This window comes from Fulvivirga sedimenti (genome assembly GCF_020328055.1).
The window spans coordinates 232,395-248,652 of the sequence record NZ_JAIXNE010000005.1 but is presented as its reverse complement, the minus strand read 5'-3'; the positions used below and the strand labels follow the sequence as shown (position 1 = coordinate 248,652).

Sequence of the window (16,258 nt, the reverse complement as noted above, 5' to 3'; positions counted from 1 at the left end):
GGTGATTACAAGAGGAATAAACATTGCAATAACGGTATCACTATTATTGCTGACTGGAAGTTGCCAGCGTCCTGATGAAGCGGGAGGGGATTCCTTTATGGCGGCAGTCCGCTGGAATCTGGTTGCTAATTCCGATAAAGGGGATCACCAGGCGTGGTTTTTATTGAAAAACGAAGGGAATGTAGCATTAACGGGTGAGAACTGGGCAATGTACTGGAATATGGCACCGAGAGATATCGACCCAAACAGTATCGACAAGCCGGTAAAAATGGAATGGATTAACGGGGACTTCTACAAGATGGTTCCCATGGAGGGATTTTCCCTTCCGCCCGGGGATTCCGTGAAAATCACCTATACCGGCAGTGAATGGATGATCAAGGAGTCGGATGCACCGCTGGGCGTGTATTTCGTTCTTCAAATCGACGGGACAGAAAAGATCGTTTCGGCCGGAGATTACAGGATCATGGCATTTGATGCCCCGGATCAGGTGAACCGAACGTCTTTTGATCAGGAGCCTATTCCTACAGCACAGCAGCTTTTTGCGGAGTATGGTACGATATCCATGACTAAACGGAGCGAACTCACACCCATTTTGCCATCCCCGGTATTATACACATACCTGGAGGATTCAATTCAGATCAAATCAGGCGGTGTTATACAACATTCTGCAGGCCTGGAAGCGGAAGTAGCAGTATTTGCTTCTGAATTAAACACGTTATTTCAGGGATCCTTTACGGTTAAAGGGGAGATTACGGTCGATTCCACGGCGATCACGCTGTTGCTGGAAGAAGTGGACGTTCCGGGATCGTATACACTCGACATCTCAGCTTCTGGAGGCATCGTGATCAGAGGCGACCAGGCAGGTGTGTTTTATGGTACACGCTCGTTGATTGCCCTTTTTCCTCCTGGTAGTTTTGGCAAGGAACATACCAACATTACGGTTCCTTCCATACATGTGGAAGATCAACCTGAATTCCAGTACAGGGGATTCTTCATCGATATATGCAGAAATTATAACTCGCCTGAAACCATCAAGCGACTGATCGATGTAATGGCACTTTATAAATTGAATAAGCTTCATATTCACCTGACCGAGGATGAAGCATGGCGGATTGAGATTGAGGAGTTGCCTGAACTTACAGAATACGGATCGAATCGAGGTCATACAACAGATGAAATGAATCATCTCGCTCCCGCATACGGCTCGGGTCCGTTTACTGATCCTGAAAAGGGGTATGGAAGTGGCTTTTATACTCGGGAACAGTTCAAAGACCTGATCCGGTACGCTCATGCGCGTCATATCGATGTAATTCCGGAGTTCAATGTTCCCGGACACTCAAGAGCGGCTATTAAAAGTATGGAATACAGGTTCCGTAAGTACCAGTCTGAGGGAAATATGGAGGAGGCTGAAAAATTCAGATTGGCCGATCCTAATGACGAATCTGAATATCGGTCTGCCCAATGGTATACGGATAATACGGTTTGTGTGTGCAGGGAATCTGCTTTTACGTTTGTAACCACGGTAATTGATGATATCATCGAAATGTATGATGAAGCCGGGGTTCCTTTAACGACATTCCATGTTGGAGGGGACGAAGTACCCCGGGGAGCATGGACGAAGTCACCCCTTTGCCAGGAGTTTATGCAAAGTCATCCTGAAATCGATAACGAACGAAATCTTCAAAAGTACTTTTTTGCACGGGTAAACGGATACCTGGAAGAGAAGGGGCTGAAGGCGGCTGGCTGGGAAGAAATAGCACAGAATTTCAGTCAGGACGGATCCTGGACCGTTAACGAAGATTTTGCTGGAGGACAGGTTATTCCATACGTCTGGAATAGTCTCTGGGGTGCCGAAGATCTTGGAAATAAAATGGCCAACGCGGGCTATCCTGTTATCCTTTGCAGTGTGGCAAATCTGTATTTTGATCTGGCCTATAACAAAGATCCGAGAGAGCCAGGATTGTATTGGGGTGGATTTGTAGATACCCGTGATGCTTTTTCCTTTGTGCCGTATGATATGTTCCAGTCGCTCGAGGTTTCTGCAATGGGTGTGCCCTACACCCCGGAAGACTTTACAGACATGGAGCGGCTTACCAATGAGGGCAGGGGCAATGTGCTTGGTATTCAGGCACAGCTTTGGTCTGAAACTATAAAAGGACGTGATATGGTTGAATATTATGTCCTGCCTAAACTGCTGGGTCTGGCAGAGCGTGCATGGGTGGGAACCCCGGCCTGGTCCAGGCTATACCCTGAATCCAGGGAAAAAGCAGCCGATGAAGCCTGGAATGAAATGGCAAATCGCATCGGGCAAATAGAATTACAACGACTCACATATCTGAATAGCGGCTATAATTTCAGGTTACCGCCCCCGGGTGCAGTGATATTAGATGGCAAAGTGAATGCCAACACACTTTATCCAGGGTTGAAGATTTATTATACAACGGATGGTTCAGAACCGACAGCCAATTCTGATCTCTATGAAGGCCCATTTGATTATAACGGCGGCAATGTGAAGCTGGTGACCGTAGATTCGCGTGGGCGGAAAAGTTTAACCACATATTTATCCCAAATCAATGACTGAAACACTAAACCCTACCAAGCGATTAATTTCGCTTGATGCACTTCGCGGATTTACCATTGCCGCGATGGTGATCGTAAATGATCCCGGATCATGGAGTTCGGTTTATGACCCCTTGTTGCATGCGAACTGGAACGGGGTGACACCTACAGATCTGATCTTTCCTTTCTTCCTTTTTATGGTGGGAGTTTCCATTACCCTTGCCTATGAAAAGAGAAAGCAACAAGGGGCGTCGAAGCCTGACATGTATAAAAAGATTCTGTCGAGGGCAGTGAAAATCATGCTGCTGGGATGGTTTTTATGGCTGTGGCCTGATTTTAGTTTTGAGGGCATGCGGTATGCAGGAGTTCTGCCAAGAATATCATTGGTTTTCCTGGCATGTGCCGTGCTTTTCCTGAATACGAACTGGAAACAACAATTCTGGATCGGAGGAGGTATTCTGCTTCTTTATTGGATGTTGTTTGAATGGATACCTGTTCCGGTTGACGACGTCATTCAATCTGCTCTGGACACGGGTACTGTACAGCGCAGTGGTGGCGGTATTGTAGAGTTGGGTGAAATTGAGCGACTTTCAGAAGGCACTATTGCCGCCAACTATCAGCCGGGCATCAACATCGCCGCCTGGTTCGACCGCAAAGTTTTACCCGGGAGATTCTGGGAAGTTACCTGGGACCCTGAAGGTTTGCTAAGTACGTTGCCTGCAATTGTTACCGGTATCATAGGAATGTTGATCGGCAGGTTGGTGCTGAAGGTTCAGAATGAATGGGAAAAGCTTACCTGGATATTCTTTGCCGGATTTGCCATGTACCTTCTCGCAGAAGCATGGTCGTGGTCCATGCCATTAAATAAGAACCTGTGGACAAGCTCCTATACCCTTTGGACCGCCGGGATGGCAACCATGGGCCTGGCAGCCTGTATGCTGGTAGTTGATTTACTTGGATACACTAAGTGGACAGGTCTGGGTCGGGTTTATGGAGCAAATGCTATTACGTCATACGTTTTAGCGGGTATGCTCACGATCATATTTTACAGTGATGCGGTACTTGGGTTCGCACCGAACCGTGCATTTATGGACGGCATGACCAGTATCGGAATGTCGGCTAAACTTGCCTCTTTTCTCTATGCCATCATTTACATGCTGATCATTTACATACCGGCCCTGATCCTGTATCGAAAGAAGATATTTATCAAAGTTTAATGAATAGGGAATAGGGAATAGGGAATAGACCGCCTACTCCCTACTCCCTATTCCCTATTCCCTAAAAAGAAAGCTGCCGGAAGGCAGCTTTCTTTTTTAGAAGTTACCGCGAAGGCGTTGATAGGTGCCTACCGCTTCCTGGTATGCTTCCTCATATTTTTTGGCCAGGTCTTCCTCACCATTCATGAGCATAGTTCGCTGTAATTCACCCAATATGATAAGATTACTTTGGAGCTCGTATCCCAGGGGCTTATTCTCCCTGATCAGATAGTCGACCATTTCTATGGATCGGTCTCCTACAACCTCACCAATCTCCCGTGCTTTCTCGTTTTCACCAAGGATGAAAAGCAGCCCCACTGTTCGCGGGGTGGTATAGTCATACGGAATGGCTTCGTCCGGCATCTTTTCCAGTGAGAAAGTTAAAGCGGCACGTGCCATATCCAGCTTTCCTTCATCGATCAGGGCCGCCGCCAGATTATTAAAACTGCCACGATGATTCAGCACGAAATTCCTGTAATCTTCAGTATAGTATACATTTGGATTATCAAGTTCCCGGTAATGGAAATTCTCGATCAGGTTTTTGTACATCACTTCTGAACTCACAAATGCTTCCTGCTGGTTGGGGTTTCTGATGGGCAGGATACGGAATGCATTACCTTCCTGAATAGCGTACTGACTAAGATCAAAACTTATTTGTTCCCGTGAGGTATTGTTAAGATAAATAGGCCTGCTCCAGTCATTGGTAGCAAGGATATCCAAAATAGCCAGATCCTTTTTCTCAAGTCCGTTGCGTCCGGGTTTAAGGCTGAAGGTCATTCGGTCGACGATCAGACTGTCCATACCTTCCGGAATGATCCCCAGGCTTTTTACCTTTTCCTTGTCAACGGCAAGGGTAAAGTTACGACTGGGTACAATGTTCGCCTGTGGATAGGCCCGAAGTCGTTTGTCGTTATTCTTGAGCAGATCAATGTATACTCTGATATCCAGTGAATTGATATTCATATCCTCGAACGGGAGGTAGTCATTCGGACCTCCCGAGCGATAATTCTCGAGGGTAAGGGTAAATGGGAATGGTTCTGATTCATAGACCTTTCGCATCATTTGTTCGATGTACCAGTCGGTATTAAAATAACTCAACACTACCACGCGTGCATCCGTGCGGAATTCTTCGACATCCTGAACGTACCAGAGCGGGAATGTATCGTTGTCACCCCCGGTGAACAATATGGCGTTTTCGGCCGTTGAAGCCAGGAAATTTTTTGCGGAATCAACTGAAAAATAACGGTTTGAACGGTCGTGATCATCCCAGTTTTGTTGCGCCATGATCGCAGGGGCTGCCAGCCCGATCAATGTTGCGGCGATGGCGGCTACACGCGCGGAAAGGAATTTGCCCAGAACCTCGGCAAAAGCCAGTACGGCGAACCCAATCCAGACAGCAAACGCGTAATACGATCCTACATAAATATAATCGCGTTCCCGTGGTTCAATCGGGGGCGAGTTCAGGTAAAGTACGAGCGCAACACCGGTTAGAATGAAGAGTAAACCTACAAAAGCGAAGTTGCGAACATCTTTTTGAAGCTGAAATACCAGACCGATAATACCAAACAGCAAGGGGATCATGAAATAATTGTTTCGGCCCTTATTCTCTGCAAGTTCCTGTGGGACATCTTTCATGGCTTCGACAGGTCCCAGCCAGCCTGCATCCTGTATATCACTTTCGCGCCCGGCAAAATTCCACATGAAATACCTCAGGTACATATGACCGATCTGGTGGGAGAACATGAAATGAAGGTTGTCGATAAAAGTTGGCTTCTCATTTGGCCGAAGACCGGTAACAGATAAATATTTTTGCACATGATTCGGATCATCACTATACATCCGTGGCAGCAGTGTGGATTGCTTTGGATCATATTTATAAGTGATCTTCCGGTCTACTTCAATATACTTATCTTCACCTTTTCTGTAATTAGCTTCACCTTCTTCATAAACAGGCCGGCCACTTGCATCCCGTAACAGATCGGCGGTGTAATACCGTCCATAGAGAAGCGGCCTGCTGCCGTATTGTTCCCGTTTCAGATATTTGACGAATGTCATCACATTTTCAGGATTATTCTCATCGATCGGCGGATTATAGTTAGACCGGATCACAATAATAGAATAGGACGAATATCCGATCAGGATAAATGCCAGTGATAACATGGCTGTATTGAGCAGGGGTTTGGAATGCTGTTGAGAGTATCGTATTCCAAAGACCATCGCAGCGATCACAATAATCGCGAAAAATACAGCGCCTGACCCAAACGGGAGTCCGAGTGTATTCACAAATAAAAGCTCGAAACTTCCGGCAATACTGGGCAGGCCCGGAATAATGAGGTCGTTGATCAGAATCACGATCAGGCCGCTGATGATCAGCGTGAACAGGATACCTTTTGTACTGGGTGAATATTTCTTAAAGTAGTAGATAAGTCCGAGTGCAGGGATTGTCACCAGGTTAAGAAGGTGAACCCCAATGGAAAGACCCATCATATAGGCAATAAAAATAAGCCAGCGATTGGCGCGTGATTTGTCTTCGATCAGATCCCATTTAAGCATGGCCCACACCACAATTGCGGTAAAGAAACTTGACATGGCATATACTTCAGCTTCTACTGCTGAAAACCAGAATGAGTCTGAAAAGGTGTAGGCCAGTGAGCCAACCAGGCTTGCGCCAATGATCTTCCAGGTTTGTGCATCAGAAATCGTATCATCAGCCTTGATGCCCAGTGTTTTTCGTATGAGCATCGAGATAGTCCAGAAAAGGAACAGTATGGTAAAGCTGCTGCTTAATATACTTACGATATTGATCCAGAAGGCAACACTTTCAACATTGCCAAACGCCAGAAATGAGAAAATTCTTCCTACCAGCAGGAAAAAGGGAGCTCCGGGAGGGTGTGGTACCATGAGCCTGTATGAAACAGCGATGAATTCCCCACAATCCCAGTAGCTGGCTGTTTGTTCAATCGTTAACAGGTAGACAAGTGTAGCAATGCCAAAAACAGTCCAGCCTGCAATGTTGTTGATTTTTCTAAACTCCATTCCTTAAAAATTAAATGGCGAAATTAATAAATTATTAAATGTTAAACGGACGCCGCTGCCATAAACATACGAACTTACCCTAAAATCTGGTGAAAAAGCTGTTCAGCCCTTGTAAATGCCGGCATAATAGAAAAGCCAACCGATGAAAGGAACAACATAAGCTACAACAACCAAAATTGCGGTTATTTTAATGCTTTTTCTAAGTACCGAATGCAGCAGGTAGACCAATAAAAACCAGTAAGCAATTTCAAACAGGTTTGCAGCCTTCATCGGATAGAACCATTTTCTGTCGAGCGTCCCGGGGTCGGCAAAATTCATCAACGACAATGGATAAAAACTCTGCACCTCGAACAGGGTTGGATCTGATTCAATAAACAGGAAATAGAGGATCTTCAGGAATTCCGGAATGAGAAAAATGAATTCCCCGATAATGGCGGTCTGAAACGCCTCACGAAATGTGAGCCGGTACCCGAACAGGAAGCAACCCGCCCAGAGCAAAAAAGCGATAATAAGGAACTTGAAGAGGTAGACGACGGGGATGGATAGATATTGCAGTGTGTTCAGGAAGTGAAGAAAACCTGCATTACCTTCCATTTCAAGTACTTCAAATGCAGCAGTTTCATTCTCAATGAACGATTTTTTTATTAGAAGGAGAGAAAGTGTTGCGATGCAAAGAAGCACAAATACACCCCACATATTGGTCTTGTATACAGGAAGATAATTTCTTTTCAGCATGACCGAAAATTACAGAATTCTCACAAACTAACTTCTCCATTCATTTGAGGGTGGAACCTTTTACACGATTTCCGTATTGATTCAATGCAATGACGTAACTTTGTGGTATGCGGAAATTACTATTTTTCGTTGGGGTGCTTCTTTCATGGCATGCTTCTGCCCAGGATTCTGAATTGAAGCTGGATAGTTTGGGTGATGATGGAAATCAGATCATCCTGATCTCTGATATGCAGACGCAGATTGATGTGAATCAGGCGATGAATAATCTCTACAACTTCAAATTTGAAAAGGCAGAGAGGGAATTCCGCTACATGAAGCATAAATATGGCTGGCATCCATTGCCGTATTTTTTGCTGGGTTTGAGTGAGTGGTGGAAGATCATGCCGAACATGAATGATACCAGTCATGATGAAAAGTTCCTGGCCTATATGGATACGGTAGTCATGATTTCTGAGCGTTTATACGAGATTCCCAGGCATGAGGTGGAGGCCACATTTTTCCTTGCGGCCGCATACGGTTTCGAGGGAAGGCTCTACAGCAGTGAGGAGCGAAAAAACTGGAGAAAAGCGGCGGTTGCGGGTAAGAACGCCCTGCGATATATGCAGGAGGTGAGAGACAAGCAATACCTGAGCGTTGAACTTCTCTTTGGCGACGGGCTTTATAATTATTTTTCTGTTTGGGTTCCTGAAAACTATGTTTTACTTCGTCCTGTTATGGCCTTTTTCCCGAAGGGGGATAAGGAGCTCGGATTGAAACAACTCAAAGAAGTTTCGTTTAATGCATTCTATACCCGAACCGAAGCACAGGTGTTTCTGATGCGCATATTGAACAGTTATGAAAATGACCAACGGGGCGCCATGCAGATTTCTGAATATCTGCATCAGACCTATCCCGATAACCCGTATTTCCATCGCTATTATGCGCGAATGCTGTATTCGGCAGGCAGATTCAGGGAAACACTTCCGGTGGCGCAGGAAATAATGGATCGCATTGACCGTGGTATGATCGGGTATGAATCGACGAGTGGCAGGTATGCTGCCTTTTTCCTTGGGCAGATTTACGAAAACCGGAAGGAATATGACCTGGCAGCAAATTACTACCAGCGTGCTATTGATTTTGCCAGGGATATTGGAGCAGATGATTCCGGCTATTATCATTATTCACTTCTTTCAATGGGTGATATTGCCGCAAAAAACGGGGATAAAAAAAAGGCGAAGGAATACTACCGGTTGGTTAAGGATGAAGCCAAACGGGGGGACCGTGTGCATAAGCTGGCACGGGAGAAGCTTAATGATCTTTAGTGAACTTTGAGACGGAGATACAAATCACTTCTGTGATTCTGAAGGTAAATTCAAATTTAGAATTCTATATTTGAAATTATGGATCTCAAAGATCTTATCGTAACCCCCATATATTTTTCACTGATCCTGTTTGTGGCGTTTGTTTTACGCCCGTATTTTACGACTGAAACTACACGAAAGTATTTTATTCCTGCCCTATCAGCACGATTGGTGGCTGCTATTCTTCTGGGCCTTCTTTATCAGTATTATTACAATGGTGGGGATACCTATAACTTTCATACCCGAGGCAGTGAGATCATTGCTGATGTCTTTTGGGAAAACCCGATAAGCGGCCTCAAATTACTATTTTCAAACGGCAACAATATTAAAGGACTCTATTATGCGACCTCTGAAATTCCGTTCTACCGTGACAGCAGCTCATTCATGATCATTCGGATCGCTGCTGTATTTGATCTGATCACATTCAGTACATATTCGGCAACTGCCTTATTCTTTGCGCTTTTTTCATTCAGCGGTCTGTGGGTGTTGTATAACGTTTTCATTTATTATTTTCCACGTCAAACCAATTTGCTCGCTTACTCTGTGCTCTTTGTTCCTTCTGTGATATTCTGGGGTTCAGGAATCCTGAAGGATACCATTACCCTTGGAGCATTAGGATGGCTCGTATTTGGTATCCATCAGGTGTTCTTCCTTAGAAATGGAGTATTCAGGAATTCATTGATAATATTAATTTCTTCCTGGCTCATTTTTCAGATCAAGATTTACCTTTTACTAGCCATCATACCGGCCATCATGATTTGGTTTTTCCTGCGTCAGATCAGTTCGATCCGTAATATCGTACTAAGATCCCTGGTAGCCCCGGTTCTGTTAATCATTGGTATCCTAGCGGCCTACTATTCCGCCATAAATGTAACCAGGGATGATCCTCGCTATTCGGTGGATGCGCTTGCAAAAACCGCAAGAACTACAGCCTATGATATAGCGTTCTGGACGGGAAGGTCTGCAGGTTCTACGTACGATTTGGGGGAAATGGATGGTACATTTGTTGGATTACTGCGGTTGGCTCCTAAAGGTGTTTTAGTTTCACTCTTCAGGCCGTTTCCATGGGAAATACGAAACGCCCTGATGGCATTTCTGTCGATTGAGTCCTTTCTGATTCTATTGCTTACAATATATGTACTAATCCGGGCAGGAGGAATTCGATTTTTCAGATCTCTATCAAATCCGGTCATATTTTTTTGTATGGTTTTTTCGCTGGTTTTTGCTTTTGCGGTTGGCGTTTCAACGTATAATTTCGGTTCACTGGCCCGATATAAAATTCCACTGATACCGTTTTATCTCTCCATGCTCGTAATGATTCTGGATTACTCAAAGAGCGACAGGAATATAGGTGATGCACAGGCTACAGAATAAGATTCGATAATCTCCTTTCTTCCTGCAATTCCCATTTTTTTTCTTTTTTCGGGATCGTCAAGTAGTTCACCCAGCCTATTCATCCATTCATCCTGAGTTGAACACAAATAACCGTTTTCGCCATTCTTAATCAGGTTTTGGTTGATGCCAACCGGACTTGCAACTGCGGGAATTTCCAGCGCCAAATATTGTATAATTTTAAAACCGCATTTCCCTTCACTCCACATAGTTTCTGCCAGGGGCATGATACCAATATCTATTTCAGACAAGTCCTCAATTTCAGTATCTTTTGTCCACTCTTTATAAACAAGCCACGGATAATCTACCGGTGGTTTTTTATTGCAAATTACTTTAAAGTTGAACTCTTTGGTTTCCCTCAGCTTTTCCAGGGTATGATACATCTGGTCCAGATAAATCAATGTGGAATGGCTCCCGGTCCAGCCGATTACGGGCACTTCAGATTTTTCTAATTTTCTCGGGAAATGACTATCGCGGGTATTTACCACTGTCGGCAGGACTGTTACATTAACGTTGAATCGCGCAGCATATTCAGCCAAATAGGGATTCCCGCAAGAGACCACGCTACTCCATTTGATTAAATATTTTATTTTCCATTTACACTTCACCAAAGATTTGAATGCAGATTCATTTTCATCAGGCAGCCAAAGGGCATCATCAAAATCAAAAATGATCTTTTTGCGAAAAACCTTGCTAATGACCCATTCGAAAAATGGCGGACCGATCGGGGTTAGTTCACGATATATGAAAACGTAATCGTACTTCAGGCTTTTAAATGTATGACCAATTCGCCGTATAAATCCGGAAAGCACTTTAAATCCTTTTTTCAGCGCGTGACCTGGCTTATACATGATACGGTGCATTTCTGCATCATAAAAAGCCCTTATTTCAAATTGATATTCCTTTTCCCTAAGCAGCGGATAAAAGTGTTCGCATCGAAACCGCTGCCCCGCTATTTCATCAAATTGATATGGCAATAGAAAGAGTATTTTCTTTTTATTCGTCATATGCAGGCTCATTATACTTTCCTAAAATCCTGCTGTATGCGAGATCATATTTTTTAATAGCATCTTCAAGACTGAAATAACATTGCGCATGTGATCTGATCTCTTCCGGGTCGGTCGAAATCAATCGATCAACCTGATCAACACACTGCTGCATGGCAGCCGAAGTAATCGATTGTATTAGTAAGCCATTAGTTCCTTCAACAAAATATCGGGGGAAATCAGAAATTTCATTCGCAATAACAGGAATACCAGCTGCCCATATCTCCCCGAGCTTAGTCGGCATACTGGCACTTATTGAATAGCTTTCCCGAAGGAAAAAGATATTTATATCTGACAAGTTAAGGAATCGGTTTATATCCCTGTGGTCAACATAAGTGACTCGAATCCTGTCACTATTCGTGTTTCTGGTTTTGCACCTGGCCAGGATTAATTCGGCAGGATAAGGAGTTAAAAATAAAAACCAGGCTTCGGGGTAACGCTTTTGAAGTAACTCATAGAAATCCAGCATTTCGTCCAGCAGGTATACACCTCCGATGGATCCTGAGTATGAAATTACTAAGTCGTCAGCTGGAATGCCCTGTTCAATTCTGAATTCTTTTTTCTGTTGATCGTTTTCAGGTCTGAAGACAGAGAAGTCTGCGGCACAAGGTATAACAGTAATGCAATCTGAATCCGTTGACCATTTTTGAGATATTATTCCTTTTGAAAGGTGGGTGAGCGTGATCACACCTGCAGCATTTCTGTATAATTCACCTTCCACTTTTTTGAAATACCTGTAAGCGATATAGCGAATCGGGTTGCGTAAATTCCAAATGCCGCGTTCAACCCTTTCATCAATCCAGAATCCCCTAATGTCGAACAGATAGGGGATATCATATTTTTTATGCATTTTCAGTGCCACATCCCCGGCAACATAACTCCTCGCATGGATAAGATCTATCCCTCCCGATTCTATTATAGAGTTGACGGCTCGTGAAAAGGAGATCATATCAGTAATCTTCCCAATACTTGAAGAGTTGAACTGAAGGAATGACCATTGGATCCCATGATTATCCAGTTCTTTCTCCATTTCATCTTTGGGGACACCCATGTTCGAAGGTTTTTCGACGCTAAGAATATGGAAGGTGTAACCTTTTGACCTCAGGAGATATATATAAGGCAGAATCTGGGATTTCCCCAGAGGATCAAGTATTCCGTCGTATGTGATGTAAAGTATATGACTGCTCAACGATCGAATGAATTAGGTTCCTTCCGGGAGAGTTTCCTTCAAAAACTTCCTTCGTATGGTTTCGGTAAATATTCGAAACCAAAAATAGATAAATATCTTATCTTACGGCAGTATGGTTATACTTTACGCCATGCATCAGTTTTTTTTTATTTTTGAATCATATGAAGATTCTTATTCCTGGGTTCTTTTTGTTTATCGCGCTGGTATGCTGTGTTAATTCAATGGCCCAGAATCCGATTGATGGGCCTGCCCAGGCATGCAGAAATCAGGATGTCTTGTTCTCCACCTCCATTACCGGATATGACTCTATAGAGTGGGATTTTTGTGATGATGATCTGCTTGATATTTCGGGCAATGGAATTACTCTAACAGGAATACCCGGGGCCGCAGGAATAGATGGAATTGAGATCATCGAGCATTCAGGACGTTTCTTTGGGTTTATTCTGGCTGCCAACTCCAATGATCTGGTACGGCTTGAGTTTGGTACATCACTTACAAATACCCCGATAATTACAAACCTTGGCGACCTGGGTATCCTTTCCCGCCCAACAAAAATCAAATTGTTTCGTGAAAATGGTAACTGGTTTGCCTTTAGCCTGAACGCAAGTAGCGGGAATGATCTCCTTATCCTTGAATTTGGAAATGATCCTGTCAATATTCCGACTGTTCGTAACCTGGGAAATTTTTCAGGTCAGATTACTACCCCATTTGGAGCAGATCTTGTTCTTACTGATCACCCTATTCTCTTTATTGCGGACCGGTCGTCAAGAAGACTGCTGAAGCTCGATTTTAATAATGGCATCGCCAACCCACCGGTCCTGGATGTTAAGCAACTTCCGGTGACAAATTTTTTCAGGAATGTAGCATTTGAATATTTCAATGGCACCTACATTGGTCTTGCAGTCTATGAGAACGGAGAGATTTATCAACTTGAGACAACCATGCTGCCGGGGAGTGAAATTCAGGTTAAACAGATCAACCAGGCACTCCCACCTATGAACACACCATATTCAGTTGAGTTCTTTCCGCAGGGGGATAAGCTGGTTTCCTTAGTATTATCACGCACTGGCGAATTACATCAATTAATCTATTCATCAGATACCGACGTGATTCCGGCATATAATTATATTGGTAATTTCGGAACTTTTACGTTAGCCTTCGACTTCGGTTGGATCAAGTCAGACAGTCGTTATCATGCTTTTTTATCGAATCCCGGTAATAACAGTCTATATCGACTCGATATCAACAATACCTGTGATGCATCTGTTTTTACCTCAGATGCAGCGAATCCTCCCGCTATTCAATATAGTGGGGCAGGCGTCAAACTGATTTCACTTACGGAAACCCGCGGGGTTGGGAAATGGATTTACTTTGATTCACTTTTAGTGAATCGAGGTCCTGATCCACAGTTTTCCGTATCGGGTCAGTGCATTGGCTCTGCGTCGCAATTTATAAATGAAACGATTCTCGATGTAACGCCCGGAACTGCTTTTTGGGACTTTGGTGATGGAACTACAAGTACTGATTTAAATCCGAGCCATACATTTTCTTCCTCAGGAACTTTTAACGTAACGCTCACAATGACAGATGGCTGCGGTGAATCCCAATCATTGGTCCGCGAGGTAAATATTTTTCCTGCCGATGATCTGCAGGCAGGATTTTCCGCAGATGCAGTCGTATGTACGAATACGTCCAATTTGTTTACTGATGAGTCAACCTTTACCAATGATATGCCCAGGGAGTGGGCATGGTTCAGCAACGGTGTACTTGTTTCACAGGACCAGAACCCTCAACTGGGATTTGTCAATTCCGGCAGTTACAACATCCGGTTGGAGGTGACCGGAGTTTCAGGGTGTATTTCATCGGTTACGCGCAGTATTGATGTAATTGACGGGCCTGCCCCTTCTTTCTCCGTTTCGGATGCGTGTATCGAAGCGGGAATCCAATTCAACAATACCTCCCAGGGGGCTATTACATCCTATATATGGGACTTTGGTGATGGCACGACGTCCACAGCAGAAAATCCATTATATACCTACGATCAACCAGGTGATTATACGGTTCGTCTGACCACCTTTAACAGCGCGGGGTGTGTATCATTTATTGATCAGATTGTCTCGGTTTATGCTGAACCGTTACCAGAATTTAGCACCGAGCTCGCATGTGCCGGTAACCCCATCCAATTCATCGATGAATCAACCGTGCAAAATGCAAATATCGAAGGCTGGTTGTGGGATTTTGGGAATGGCAATACGTCGACCGACCAGTCGCCCCAGTTTCAGTTTGATGATTCAGGAACATTCCTGGTGAATCTCACCGTTACCAGTACGTTTGGATGCGAAGCCACAATTACAAAATCAGTTAATGTGCTTCCTTCGCCTGATGCGGCCTTTTCATTTAGCACATCATGCGTAAATGAAACTGTTTTCTTTACCGATGAATCGATCCCCGCTGCCGGAACATCCATTACGTCATGGGCCTGGGATATTGGCGGAGAATTCAGCTCGCGCCGGAATCCGGATTATGTTTTCGATTTTCCATCTGATTATGAGGTTACACTGATTGTGACAGGTTCAAATCAATGTATCGGTACGGTGACACAAACAGTACGGGTTCCGCAGCCACCAAATGTTGCTTTTCAGGTTGATAATCCCTGTGTTGGCGATGCTGTAACATTTACGGATATTTCTCAATCACCACAGGATCCATTGGTTTCGTATCAATGGGACTTTGCTGGCCTTGGAGTAGCCTCAGGAAATGTAGCGTCCTTTGAATTTCCCGGCATAGGTACATATTCCGTTACGCTCACCGTAGAGACCCAAAGCGGATGCTCGTACTCCACGCAGCAGCTGATTTCAATTGGAAACCCTCCGGCTGCTTCCTTTACGGCAAGCACTATCGCAGGAGCGCCGCCGTTAAGTGTCAATTTCACAAATACAACGGCTAATGCAGAAAGATTTGAATGGTATGTGAACGGCGAATTAATTGCACAAACTGCCAATTTTCAATTTACCTTCAGTGAATTTGGTACCTATGATGTTATGCTGCTTGCCTACAACAGTAGCGATTGTGCAGGAGTTGCCACGCAAATGATCGACGTGGTAGAGCCATTTATGGACATGGTCGCAGGTAAATTGGTGGCAATCCGAAATAACAACCGGATTCAACTTCAGATGAATGTGAGAAATAACGGTTCAATTAACGTTCAGTCGTTTCCCGTTCAGCTAAAGCTTGATGATCAGGTGTCTATAAATGGCATTGTTAATGCACCCATTGCCCCCGGGTCTGAGATTGTCGTATTGCTTCCTTTCGATCTGGAGGATAAGAATTTTGGGTATATGTGTGTCGAAATTGCTGATGAGATCGGGGGATTTCCCGATTCAGATCTTTCAAATAATTCCTCATGCGTCACCTTCGGAACCACCGTTCAAACATCTGTGCCTTATCCCAACCCCGCCGGTGACGAACTTCATGTTCAGATTTATTCAGGTGAAGCTTCTGAAGTGAGAATGGAAATTATTAACAGCCTTGGACAGCTTGTAAATACACCTGCTGCTCAGACGGAACGTTCGGGAATTACTACGGTCACATTGAATACGTCAGCTCTGCGGCAGGGTGTATATTTCCTGATGATCAACGACGGACAGGCGGTACATATGCACAGAATCGTGATCAGTCGTTAACACGCACCAATCATTTTTGATT

Annotated in this window: 9 protein-coding genes; 5 read left to right on the top strand and 4 right to left on the bottom strand. The window is 44.3% G+C overall.

Translation table 11 applies throughout. The features are described from left to right. Position 1: 1 nt before the first annotated feature. The gene (locus LDX50_RS24825; RefSeq protein ID WP_225698973.1) at positions 2 to 2,581 is read left to right on the top strand and encodes a family 20 glycosylhydrolase; all 2,580 of its coding nucleotides are present in this window, start codon (positions 2 to 4) and stop codon (positions 2,579 to 2,581) included. After that, positions 2,574 to 3,776 (top strand): acyltransferase family protein, encoded by a 1,203-nt coding sequence (locus tag LDX50_RS24820; protein WP_225698972.1) that lies wholly within the window; start codon positions 2,574 to 2,576, stop codon positions 3,774 to 3,776. Before LDX50_RS24825 ends, LDX50_RS24820 begins: the two co-directional genes overlap by 8 nt. A gap of 96 nt (positions 3,777 to 3,872) precedes the next feature. Here the strand turns inward: LDX50_RS24820 and LDX50_RS24815 are convergent, their stop codons facing one another. Then, positions 3,873 to 6,851: a glycosyltransferase family 117 protein gene (locus tag LDX50_RS24815; protein WP_225698971.1), complete on the bottom strand. Its 2,979-nt coding sequence runs from the start codon at positions 6,849 to 6,851 to the stop codon at positions 3,873 to 3,875. A gap of 102 nt (positions 6,852 to 6,953) precedes the next feature. Then, positions 6,954 to 7,586: a hypothetical protein gene (locus tag LDX50_RS24810; protein WP_225698970.1), complete on the bottom strand. Its 633-nt coding sequence runs from the start codon at positions 7,584 to 7,586 to the stop codon at positions 6,954 to 6,956. Between the two features lie 107 nt (positions 7,587 to 7,693). Between LDX50_RS24810 and LDX50_RS24805 the strand changes: the two genes are divergently transcribed. Both LDX50_RS24805 and LDX50_RS24800 read left to right on the top strand, forming a co-directional pair. Continuing rightward, positions 7,694 to 8,887: a tetratricopeptide repeat protein gene (locus tag LDX50_RS24805; RefSeq protein WP_225698969.1), complete on the top strand. Its 1,194-nt coding sequence runs from the start codon at positions 7,694 to 7,696 to the stop codon at positions 8,885 to 8,887. 78 nt (positions 8,888 to 8,965) lie between these two features. After that, positions 8,966 to 10,300 (top strand): hypothetical protein, encoded by a 1,335-nt coding sequence (locus tag LDX50_RS24800; protein WP_225698968.1) that lies wholly within the window; start codon positions 8,966 to 8,968, stop codon positions 10,298 to 10,300. Here LDX50_RS24800 and LDX50_RS24795 read toward each other — a convergent pair. Together LDX50_RS24795 and LDX50_RS24790 are read right to left on the bottom strand one after the other, a co-directional pair. Next, positions 10,252 to 11,325 carry a glycosyltransferase family 4 protein gene (locus LDX50_RS24795; protein WP_225698967.1) on the bottom strand — a complete coding sequence of 358 codons (1,074 nt, stop codon included), beginning with the start codon at positions 11,323 to 11,325 and terminating at the stop codon, positions 10,252 to 10,254. The genes LDX50_RS24800 and LDX50_RS24795 overlap by 49 nt on opposite strands. Next, positions 11,315 to 12,415, bottom strand: coding sequence for a glycosyltransferase (locus LDX50_RS24790; RefSeq protein ID WP_225698966.1), 1,101 nt, complete (start codon positions 12,413 to 12,415; stop codon positions 11,315 to 11,317). Before LDX50_RS24790 ends, LDX50_RS24795 begins: the two co-directional genes overlap by 11 nt. A gap of 299 nt (positions 12,416 to 12,714) precedes the next feature. Between LDX50_RS24790 and LDX50_RS24785 the strand changes: the two genes are divergently transcribed. Further along, entirely contained in the window at positions 12,715 to 16,236 is a 3,522-nt protein-coding gene (locus LDX50_RS24785) for a T9SS type A sorting domain-containing protein (RefSeq protein WP_225698965.1), read from the top strand. Positions 16,237 to 16,258 lie beyond the last annotated feature (22 nt).

Coding starts and splice junctions, on each gene's coding strand:
- LDX50_RS24820 (WP_225698972.1), top strand. CDS start 2,574: ATGACTGAAACACTAAACCCTACCAAGCGATTAATTTCGCTTGATGCA.
- LDX50_RS24815 (WP_225698971.1), bottom strand. CDS start 6,851: ATGGAGTTTAGAAAAATCAACAACATTGCAGGCTGGACTGTTTTTGGC.
- LDX50_RS24810 (WP_225698970.1), bottom strand. CDS start 7,586: ATGCTGAAAAGAAATTATCTTCCTGTATACAAGACCAATATGTGGGGT.
- LDX50_RS24805 (WP_225698969.1), top strand. CDS start 7,694: ATGCGGAAATTACTATTTTTCGTTGGGGTGCTTCTTTCATGGCATGCT.
- LDX50_RS24800 (WP_225698968.1), top strand. CDS start 8,966: ATGGATCTCAAAGATCTTATCGTAACCCCCATATATTTTTCACTGATC.
- LDX50_RS24795 (WP_225698967.1), bottom strand. CDS start 11,325: ATGACGAATAAAAAGAAAATACTCTTTCTATTGCCATATCAATTTGAT.
- LDX50_RS24790 (WP_225698966.1), bottom strand. CDS start 12,415: ATGGGTGTCCCCAAAGATGAAATGGAGAAAGAACTGGATAATCATGGG.
- LDX50_RS24785 (WP_225698965.1), top strand. CDS start 12,715: ATGAAGATTCTTATTCCTGGGTTCTTTTTGTTTATCGCGCTGGTATGC.